Genomic DNA, 9,323 nt, shown 5'->3' on the forward strand with positions numbered 1-9,323 from the left:
TGTAAACATGTTTCCCGAAGCGGGTGCAAAAGTAACAAAGTCTTTTGTTTCTCGCAAGAAAAATTTAAAGTTTTTTTTCGAAGATTTAAATCCTCATTTCTTTATCTTTTCTTTGCAGTCTTTCAAGGAACATTGCGCGTTTTGCGGGCTGCAAATGTAATAAGCAATTTCGAATCTCACAAGCTTTATTTTGATTTATTTTAGAAATAATTCCAATCCTAAACCCCTCTATAACCTGTCAATATTCTTATGAACTTATTCGCTGTTGCGGGTGCAAAAGTAGCACCTTTATACCGTTATTCAATACTTTTGATAGACTATTTTTTCACGTTTTCTTAACCTTGGGTTTAACTCGCTGGAAATACGTGTTTTGAAAAGGAAAGTTTTTCCTCTCCCCGACCCTCTCCAAAGGAGGGGGTGACTTTGTGGACGTAGTTTGCGTTGTTTCGTTGAAAATACGGAGCGTTTGCTATTACTTTGTAATTAGCAGGACAAGCTTCCTACTCTTGACAACTACTATAATTAGTAGTTCTGCTTGCTATACCACTATATATAGGTGTGGTTTTTTGGAGATTTTACTAATACTCACTAAATCTCACCGCTGAAAACAACTCCCCTAGCCCCCATAGCAGTGGAAATCCTATCTCTCCTCCCTTATCGTCTTTTCGGACAAGAAGCGACGGAGAGGTAGATTGTAGCACCCAGAAGTCTCGGGAGCGGATCCCGGTAGCGATCGGGATAGATTCTGAGAAAAAGTGGCTACTCCTTTTATATAGGTACAGCCTCTCTTTTATATAATGGGGAACTCCTAGACTCTATATTAATCAAGCAGACATTATTCTGTTAGTTTATAAAACGTGAGTTCAGGTTTACCTTCTACACCGGCCTCTTTCATTAATTTCATCTTTTCTGCTGAAGTAATACTTGCTTTTGCCTTATTCATGTCTGAAACTGCAAATACCAATGCAACGACATTGGGGTCGTCAATACTTCTTGCCATTGCCCTATCTATTAAGCCCTCTTCCATTCTTTTAGTCATTCCTTCATTGTCATACACTTTTAACCATGCGTCAAAATCTTTTACACGGTGAATAACCATCAGCCTGTCTCGCAAATTAATTCTTGCATCATTATTTCGTATTACATCATAATAAGAAAACATAGCTAGACCTTTAACTCCTGCCTTTTTCATTTTTTCTTTTAAATCGGGAAGCATACTAAACTCCTTTGCTTTATTGACATCACTGATTTTATCAATAACAATTATCATATTATCATTATCCATTTCTCGACCAATAACAAAATGAGAAATAGCGTGTACCCGTCTAATGGAATCGTGAGCATCATATTCAGACCTCCACTCATTATAATCAGCTACTTCATGCTTAATAAGAATTACTTTAAATGGCTCAAAATCATCACTTACGGAATCGTTTTCCGTCATCGCCGGATCTTCTTTCTCAGCTTTATCGTTTTTACAAGATAAAAACACAACAGCAATAAATACTATTAAAACTGGTCTCATAAAATGTTTACTATTTTTCATACCCTTATCATTTTAAGTTAAATCGCAATATAAATTTAAGATAAAATCATTGATTATCAATCATTTATATGTAATTTTAAACTTTAACAATAGTGTTTCAAAGTATATAGCCATAAAGTTCCTGTTCCTAAACCAAAAAAAGCCGTTTTGTTAAATTAAACAAAACGGCTTTTTAAAAATATTAAAATACATCCTACAAGATATAGTCAGTTGTAATAAAATTAGACTCATCACTATTTAATAAACTTTGTAAGATTTGATTGTTGTAGTCATTATCTTTGGATGCAACAAAAGTTCTTATTGAGAAAGAACGCAAAGCATCATGGATGCTTAATGTTCCTACCGCTGAATCTTTGCGTCCAGTAAAAGGATAAATATCCGGTCCTCTTTGACATGAACTGTTTAAGTTGACGCGACAAACTAGATTTACAAGCGTATCAATAAGCGGGGCAATTGTTTTTATGTCTTTGCCAAATAAACTTACTTGCTGACCATAATTAGACTCGGCCATATCGTTTAGAGGTTCTTGAATGTCTTTAAATGAAAGAATAGGCACAACTGGCCCAAATTGCTCTTCATTATATACCCTCATTTCCTTATTTATTGGATATAAAACCGCAGGGAAAATATAATTAGGACTGTGTTCTCCTCCTTTTTCATTAATAACTTTAGCTCCTTTACTTACCGCGTCATCAATTAATTCTTGAATGTAAGCTGGTTTTCCCTTCTCTGGTAATGGAGTAAGTGAAACTCCTTTTTCCCATGGGTTTCCAAAAACTAACGCATCTACTTTTGCCGCATATCTTTTATTGAATTCTTCTACTATATCTTCGTGAACATATAAAATCTTCAGTGCAGTACAGCGTTGACCATTAAAAGATAGTGTTCCTGAAATACATTCTTGAATTGCTAGATCTAAATCAGCATCAGCTAATATAATTGCAGGATTTTTAGCCTCAAGTCCTAGAATTAAACGCAGTCTGTTTTTGTTAGGGTGTTGATCTTGTAATGCGATCGCAGATTTACTATTTCCTATTAATGCAAGAACCGCGACTTTTCCAGATTTCATTATTGGCGAAGCCACTTCTCTACCTCTACCATAGACTATATTTATTACTCCAGCTGGGAAGCTGTTTCTAAATGCTTCTAATAAAGGTGAAATTAATAGAACTCCATGTTTAGCAGGTTTAAAAACTACAGTATTCCCCATAATTAGCGCAGGAATGAGCAAAGCAAAAGTTTCGTTCAATGGATAATTGTATGGCCCTAGACACAAAACCACTCCTAAAGGTCCTCTACGGACCATCGCATTTACTCCTTGGCTTTTTATAAATTTAGCGCTATCACGATCTAGCTTCTTGTAATCTTCAATGGTATCATAGATATACTCAACGGTTCTGTCAAATTCTTTTTGTGAATCACCGAGTGATTTCCCAATTTCCCACATTAGGTATTTAACAACCTCCTCTCTTGTAGTTTCCATTTGTCTAACAAAACTACTCATGCACTTGATACGATCTTTGACTCTCATTGTAGGCCAAAGCCCTTGACCGTTATTGTAAGCTAAATCAGCAGCTTCCACTGCTTCCAAGCCTTCTTTCTCACCCATAAATGGGATAGATCCTAATATTGTTGGTGCGTATTCTTCAGTAGATGAAATAGTTGAAAAAACGGCTGATGTTTGCCCTTCCCATTTTTTTAATTCACCGTTTACTAAATAATTATCTTGGTTTAATAAATCTTTTATTTGAAATTCTTCTGGTATTGTAATCATTGTGGTTGTTTTTGACATTCTGTTTTTTTAGGTATAGAAAATATTTATATTATCTTTTAATTATCAGGGAGATACGATCTCTCCATTCCATGCTAAAATGCCGCCTGTTAAATTAAAGGCGTTTTCAATACCTAATTCATTCATTACTTCGCATGCTTTGGCACTTCTGACTCCAGAACGACAATAAACATAGTAGTTTTTATTCTTGTCCAAGGCTTCAATTTCTGAAATAAAAAATTGTCCTTGATGGATATCGATATTTACCGCGTTCGGAATGATTCCGTCATTAAATTCGTCCTCAGTTCTTACATCCAGGATCACTGCATTGGTATCTGCTTCAAGATTAGAAGCCCAATCTTCTTGTGTTAAATTCATAATCGTGTTTTTTGTAAAATTACAATACTTTTCGATAACAATAAAACCGTGACTTTAGAATTAAATAATATATCGTAAAAAACGTTTTCGCGACCATTTAATAATCAGTGAATTATCTTTTTTACTACTAATTACGAAATATAGTCCACTAAATCGATAGACAAATTGAAGATGCTGTAAAGTCCATGGCAAAAATAATAGCACGACCAAGTACGCATTCCGTTTCCTAAACTTATTCAATTTTTAATGTACTTTTACACTAATGCGTACTAAATTAAAATCAAATAAGAACTCAAAATGCAAGATTCTCTAAAAAAAACTTTCCCTACTTTTTCCAATGAATTGATTCAAGAAATTCAAGAGCATGCATCAATTCAATCTTTTAAAGCGGGTGATGTCATGATGCGAACTGGTCAATATATCAATAATACAATGTTAGTTACTAAAGGTCAGCTTAAGGTTTTTAGAGAAGGAGAAAATGGCGGTGAATTTCTAATGTATTTTTTGCAACCTGGACAAGCTTGTGCCGTTTCTATGATTTGTGCTACTAAAAGTCAAACTAGTCAAATTACAGCTGTTGCAGTTGATGATGTAGAGTTAATAATCGTTCCGCTTTCTTTAATGGAGAAATGGATGATGGAGCACCGCAGTTGGAATGAATTTGTAATCTATACTTATCGTATTCGATTTGAGGAATTACTAGAAGTAGTAGATAACATCGCCTTCAGAGCAATGGACGAACGCTTAGAGTTTTACTTAAAACGTCATTCAGATGCATGTGGATGTAAAGATGTAAAATTATCCCATCAAGAGATTGCAAGAGATTTAAATACCTCAAGAGAAGTCATTTCTCGATTACTCAAAAAAATGGAACAACGGGGTTTAGTGCAATTGCATCGCAATCACATTGAGCTTTTGAACTAAAAAAAAGGTCTATGTGACAATTGTTACTGTAAGAGAAATAAATACAACCAACCTTTGTAAGAAAAATTTATAGATGGAATATTTTGGTTATTTAGCTTCAATTATAATAGGTCTTACTTTAGGTCTTATAGGTGGCGGAGGATCTATTCTTGCCGTGCCGATTTTAGTTTATCTTTTTAAAGTAAACCCAGAACAAGCGACAAGTTACTCTTTATTTATCGTTGGAATTACTTCCATGGTAGGATCTTACAGTCAATATGTGTTAGGAAATCTAAAAATAAAGTCGGCCATATATTTTGGCGTGCCTTCGATTATTTCTTTACTATTTATTCGAAAAATTTTATTGCCTATAATTCCTGATTCCATTTTTTACATTGGGACATTTGAAATAACAAAGAATCTTCTCATCATGCTTGTTTTTGCTGTTCTAATGATCGCAACATCAGTTTCGATGGTAAGAAAATCAAAGCCACAACAAGAAGATGTTCAAGTAAATTTTGTGAAATTATCTTTTATAGGACTAGTTGTGGGATTAGTAACTGGTTTTCTAGGTGCTGGAGGAGGTTTTCTAATTATACCTGCGCTTTTATTTTTTGCTAATTTACCAATGAAAAAAGCAGTAGGAACTTCACTCTTCATCATTTTTGTGAATTCCATTATTGGATTTAGCGGCGATATTATTGGCGGAGTTAAACTTAATTATGAATTACTTTTAACCCTATCATTCCTGGCGATAATTGGTTTATTTATTGGAACGCAATTATCAAGAAAAATTGACGGCGCAAAATTGAAACCTGCTTTTGGCTGGTTCGTATTAGTAATGGGATTGTATATTATCACTAAAGAAATCTTCTTTAAATAAATGTTAAGTAACAATAGTCACTGATAAATCGCTTTACAAGATTTATCTTTGTTTAGAATAAAAATAAAAAAACAGAATCATGCAAATAGAACAAATATATACAGGATGTTTAGCACAAGGTGCGTATTACATAACTTCAAATGGCGAAGCGGCAATTATAGATCCCCTTCGTGAAGTACAGCCTTACCTTGACCGATTAGAACGCGATAATGTAAGACTAAAATACATTTTTGAGACTCATTTCCATGCTGATTTTGTTTCGGGACATCTTGATTTAAGCAAAGCTACGGGAGCACCAATTGTGTACGGTAAAAATGCAAATCCTGAATTTGAAGCAATAATCGCAACTGATAGTCAAGAATTTGTTCTTGGAGATATCAAAATAAAAGCATTGCACACTCCTGGACATACTATGGAAAGTACAACTTATTTATTGATTGATAAAGACGGTAAAGAGCATGCTATTTTCTCTGGAGATACCTTGTTTATAGGCGATGTCGGAAGACCAGATCTAGCACAAAAAGCAGCTGCTATGACTCAGGAACAATTAGCAGGAATATTATTTCATTCTTTAAGAGATAAAATAATGACGTTGCCAGATGATGTAATTGTATATCCAGCTCATGGTGCTGGAAGTGCTTGTGGAAAAAATATGAGTAAAGAAACAGTTTCGACCATTGGTAATCAAAAAGAAACTAACTATGCTTTGAGAGCAAATATGACCGAGGAGGAATTCATCAAAGAAGTAACGGACGGTCTATTGCCTCCGCCAGCTTATTTTGGAATGAATGTCGCTATGAATAAAAAAGGATACGAAAGCTTTGAGACTGTTTTAAACAACGGTATGAGAGCAGTAAATCCAACTGATTTTGAAGCGGTAGTCGAAGATACTGGAGCTTTAATCTTAGACACCCGAAAAAATGGAGATTTTGCTAAAGGATTTATTCCACAATCTATAAACATAGGAATTGAAGGTGATTTTGCTCCTTGGGTAGGTGCATTGATTGCTGATGTAAAACAACCAATTATTCTCGTTACAGAAATTGGCCAGGAAGAAGAGTCAGTCACTCGTTTAAGTCGTGTAGGATTTGATAACTTAGTAGGACATCTTGAAGGCGGATTTCAAGGTTGGGAAAAAGCAGGTAAAGAAACGGATACAATTAATAGGATTACGGCCGAAGAGTTTGCAAAGACAGTGAAAATTGGAGAAAGTAAAGTAATCGATATCCGTAAAGACACGGAATATGCCGCAGAACATGTGGAAGATGCTTATAGTAAACCTTTAGCAAGTATCAATAATTGGATCAAAGACATAGACCCTAAACAGCCCTTTTTTCTTCATTGTGCCGGTGGATATCGCAGTATGATCGCTGCATCGATATTGCAAGCGCGAGGATTCAGAAACTTCTCAGAAGTTGAGGGAGGATTTAATGCTATCGCAAAAACTACGACACCAAAAACTGATTTTGTGTGTCAAAGTAAAGTTTTATAAAATACAGTTAAATGACAATAGGCTGTTAAAGGACTTGGTTATTAGCCATATATGCCGTACTTTCATGGGAACATATTAAGAATTTTAATTTTTATTAAAAATCAAAATTATGAAAAAGAACTTAGGTACAACTGACAAATTGATAAGAGCAACTATAGCAGCTATTATTGCCATAATGTATTTCGTAAACATCATAAGTGGCACTACCGCTATAGTTTTAGGTAGCATTGCCCTCATCTTGTTTATTACAAGTTTGATAGGCTATTGTCCCGCCTATAGCATATTTGGACATAGTAGTCGAAGAAACAAAACCAACATTTAATCTATGAAGGACACAGTCAATAAGGACTTGATCTTAAGAGAACAGCTCGCCTTGCAGCGAACCACATTAGCAAATCAAACCACAATTTTAGCTTTTGTACGCACAGCAATGTATTTTTTTGTAGCAGGTTTAAGCACTAGAAATCTATTGCAGATTGAAAACGGTCTTTTCATTGAAATTACGTTTTACACAATTGCATTTGTGATTCTAATTTTAGGCCTTTTTAATTATTTTAAACACAGAAAAATGATTACTAAAAATGAAAAACATATTGGAGATTATAAATTAGATTATTATGAATAACGAATCATGTTGTGTGGTATCCTGCGAAAAGCCATTAGACCAAGAATATTGGGATGCACAGTACAAAGCAAACGCCACTGGCTGGGATTTAGGCTTGGTCTCTCCCCCAATCAAAACTTATATAGATACTTTAAAAGATAAAGACATCGCTATTTTAATACCAGGATGTGGAAACAGCTATGAAGCCGCCTACCTTCTAGAACAAGGATTTACAAATGTTACAGTCATAGATATTGCTCCTACATTAGTAAAAATTATTGCAGAAAAATTTATCACTAATACTCATATCCAAGTATTATTGGGTGATTTTTTCAGCCATAAAGGAGAATATGATTTGATTATCGAACAAACATTTTTCTGTGCTTTGCCACCTACAATGCGTCAAAAGTATGTTTGGAAAATGCACGAGCTCTTAGCAAAAGACGGGAAAATTTCTGGCTTGCTTTTTAATCGAATATTTGAGGTAAGCCCTCCTTTTGGCGGAAGCCAAGAAGAATACGAACTTCTTTTTAAGCACGCATTTGACTTTACTTCATTAGAAAAAAGCAACAATTCTATTGCTCCAAGAAGTAATTCAGAATTATTTTTCGAATTTAAAAAAAATAGTACTACTCTGGTGAACCTTTATGAATTTGAAGGAATTACTTGCAGTGGCTGCATGGATACCGTTACTAAAAAGTTTGCGGCACTTAATGACGTACTCAATGTAAGTATGAGCAGCAATTTTGCCGAAGTACTCATTGTGAGTAATAGAGAAATACCATTAGAAGAACTTCAGACAATAGTTTCTTATGATGAGAAGTATAAAATTAAGAAGATAACGAAATGAAACAATTACTATTAACAAACTGGCATAGCATGCGCTGGATTCGGCTTGTTATTGGACTGTTTTTAATACAACAAGCGGTACAATATCAAGAATGGTTATTTGGTTTCATGGCAGCATTTTTTCTATTCCAATCCATTTTTAATACTGGCTGCAGCCTAAATGGATGCGCAGTACCACCTCTAAAAAAAAATAAAAATGAACAATAGTTTTGACAATCTCATAAATTCAGAAAAACCGGTATTGATTGATTTTCATGCAACCTGGTGTGGACCATGTAAAGTTCTTGGGCCCATTTTAAAAGAAGTGAAAGATAATTTAGGTGACCGAATTTCGATTATAAAAATAGATATTGATAAAAACCAACCGCTTGCTTCTAAATACCAAGTTCGTGGTGTACCTACGATGATTCTTTTCCAAAATGGAAAACAATTATGGCGTCAATCAGGAGTTGTGGAAAAGAAAGCCATAATCGACATCATTCTAGAAAAAAGCAATAAATGACAAAAAACGTAATAATCCTTGCGGGAAAAGGAATAAACGCAGGAACCATTGCGCGATATAAGTAGAACCACGACGTCAGTTGTATAAGTTGTGGTTTCAAAATCAAATTAAAACCGCCTAACTTCACTTTACATCGAAGCCTTATATGCAGTTTTCTACTTAATATGTATGTAAAAAAAGTAACTCTAGTTGCTTTTTTTTCTACCTCTATCAACCAAACGGTTAAACCAAAAAGTTAAACTTAATGACTCCCTAGAAAAAATATTTTATGCCGCTGGATCCGTGTTCCAAAAAAAGGGATTCGCGCGAGCATGTATGAAAGAAATCGCCGCCGCCGCCGGTATAAACAAAGTAATCCTCCATTATTGTTTTAAAAACAAATAATTACTATTTGA

Annotated in this window: 12 protein-coding genes; 9 read left to right on the forward strand and 3 right to left on the reverse strand. The window is 34.6% G+C overall.

Translation table 11 applies throughout. The features are described from left to right. Window positions 1-835 precede the first annotated feature (835 nt). From E0F98_RS13380 to E0F98_RS13390, 3 genes are all read right to left on the reverse strand, one after another. Complete coding sequence (locus E0F98_RS13380) at window positions 836-1,546, reverse strand: hypothetical protein (RefSeq protein WP_132112309.1); 711 nt, start codon at window positions 1,544-1,546, stop codon at window positions 836-838. Window positions 1,547-1,739: 193 nt separating this feature from the next. Next, window positions 1,740-3,320, reverse strand: a complete 1,581-nt coding sequence (locus E0F98_RS13385; protein WP_132112311.1) for an NADP-dependent glyceraldehyde-3-phosphate dehydrogenase — start codon at window positions 3,318-3,320, stop codon at window positions 1,740-1,742. Between the two features lie 63 nt (window positions 3,321-3,383). After that, a complete protein-coding gene (locus E0F98_RS13390; protein ID WP_132112313.1) occupies window positions 3,384-3,695 on the reverse strand; it encodes a rhodanese-like domain-containing protein in 312 nt (103 codons plus the stop codon). Window positions 3,696-3,992: 297 nt separating this feature from the next. On the opposite strand from E0F98_RS13390, the gene E0F98_RS13395 reads away from it, so the two are divergent. From E0F98_RS13395 to E0F98_RS16330, 9 genes are all read left to right on the forward strand, one after another. Beyond that, the gene (locus E0F98_RS13395; RefSeq protein WP_132112315.1) at window positions 3,993-4,619 is read left to right on the forward strand and encodes a Crp/Fnr family transcriptional regulator; all 627 of its coding nucleotides are present in this window, start codon (window positions 3,993-3,995) and stop codon (window positions 4,617-4,619) included. A gap of 73 nt (window positions 4,620-4,692) precedes the next feature. Next, the gene (locus tag E0F98_RS13400; protein ID WP_132112316.1) at window positions 4,693-5,481 is read left to right on the forward strand and encodes a sulfite exporter TauE/SafE family protein; all 789 of its coding nucleotides are present in this window, start codon (window positions 4,693-4,695) and stop codon (window positions 5,479-5,481) included. A 79-nt stretch (window positions 5,482-5,560) separates the two neighbouring features. Then, window positions 5,561-6,973, forward strand: coding sequence for an MBL fold metallo-hydrolase (locus E0F98_RS13405; RefSeq protein WP_132112318.1), 1,413 nt, complete (start codon window positions 5,561-5,563; stop codon window positions 6,971-6,973). Between the two features lie 109 nt (window positions 6,974-7,082). Continuing rightward, complete coding sequence (locus E0F98_RS13410; RefSeq protein WP_132112320.1) at window positions 7,083-7,295, forward strand: YgaP family membrane protein; 213 nt, start codon at window positions 7,083-7,085, stop codon at window positions 7,293-7,295. A gap of 3 nt (window positions 7,296-7,298) precedes the next feature. Beyond that, window positions 7,299-7,598, forward strand: a complete 300-nt coding sequence (locus E0F98_RS13415; RefSeq protein WP_132112322.1) for a DUF202 domain-containing protein — start codon at window positions 7,299-7,301, stop codon at window positions 7,596-7,598. Then, complete coding sequence (locus E0F98_RS13420; protein WP_132112324.1) at window positions 7,591-8,427, forward strand: methyltransferase domain-containing protein; 837 nt, start codon at window positions 7,591-7,593, stop codon at window positions 8,425-8,427. Before E0F98_RS13415 ends, E0F98_RS13420 begins: the two co-directional genes overlap by 8 nt. Beyond that, entirely contained in the window at window positions 8,424-8,633 is a 210-nt protein-coding gene (locus E0F98_RS13425; RefSeq protein WP_132112325.1) for a hypothetical protein, read from the forward strand. The genes E0F98_RS13420 and E0F98_RS13425 overlap by 4 nt, the downstream gene beginning before the upstream one ends. Further along, window positions 8,623-8,928 (forward strand): thioredoxin, encoded by a 306-nt coding sequence (gene trxA, locus E0F98_RS13430; RefSeq protein WP_132112327.1) that lies wholly within the window; start codon window positions 8,623-8,625, stop codon window positions 8,926-8,928. The genes E0F98_RS13425 and trxA overlap by 11 nt, the downstream gene beginning before the upstream one ends. A gap of 315 nt (window positions 8,929-9,243) precedes the next feature. Beyond that, complete coding sequence (locus E0F98_RS16330; RefSeq protein ID WP_394345851.1) at window positions 9,244-9,312, forward strand: hypothetical protein; 69 nt, start codon at window positions 9,244-9,246, stop codon at window positions 9,310-9,312. Window positions 9,313-9,323 lie beyond the last annotated feature (11 nt).

The organism is Flavobacterium hiemivividum (genome assembly GCF_004349145.1).
GTDB lineage: Bacteria > Bacteroidota > Bacteroidia > Flavobacteriales > Flavobacteriaceae > Flavobacterium > Flavobacterium hiemivividum.

What these genes read in the sequence shown, in the direction of transcription:
- E0F98_RS13390 (WP_132112313.1), bottom strand. Translation starts at nt 3,695, where the DNA reads ATGAATTTAACACAAGAAGATTGGGCTTCTAATCTTGAAGCAGATACC.
- trxA (WP_132112327.1), top strand. Translation starts at nt 8,623, where the DNA reads ATGAACAATAGTTTTGACAATCTCATAAATTCAGAAAAACCGGTATTG.
- E0F98_RS13405 (WP_132112318.1), top strand. Translation starts at nt 5,561, where the DNA reads ATGCAAATAGAACAAATATATACAGGATGTTTAGCACAAGGTGCGTAT.
- E0F98_RS13415 (WP_132112322.1), top strand. Translation starts at nt 7,299, where the DNA reads ATGAAGGACACAGTCAATAAGGACTTGATCTTAAGAGAACAGCTCGCC.
- E0F98_RS13400 (WP_132112316.1), top strand. Translation starts at nt 4,693, where the DNA reads ATGGAATATTTTGGTTATTTAGCTTCAATTATAATAGGTCTTACTTTA.
- E0F98_RS13425 (WP_132112325.1), top strand. Translation starts at nt 8,424, where the DNA reads ATGAAACAATTACTATTAACAAACTGGCATAGCATGCGCTGGATTCGG.
- E0F98_RS13385 (WP_132112311.1), bottom strand. Translation starts at nt 3,320, where the DNA reads ATGATTACAATACCAGAAGAATTTCAAATAAAAGATTTATTAAACCAA.
- E0F98_RS13410 (WP_132112320.1), top strand. Translation starts at nt 7,083, where the DNA reads ATGAAAAAGAACTTAGGTACAACTGACAAATTGATAAGAGCAACTATA.
- E0F98_RS13420 (WP_132112324.1), top strand. Translation starts at nt 7,591, where the DNA reads ATGAATAACGAATCATGTTGTGTGGTATCCTGCGAAAAGCCATTAGAC.
- E0F98_RS13380 (WP_132112309.1), bottom strand. Translation starts at nt 1,546, where the DNA reads ATGAAAAATAGTAAACATTTTATGAGACCAGTTTTAATAGTATTTATT.
- E0F98_RS13395 (WP_132112315.1), top strand. Translation starts at nt 3,993, where the DNA reads ATGCAAGATTCTCTAAAAAAAACTTTCCCTACTTTTTCCAATGAATTG.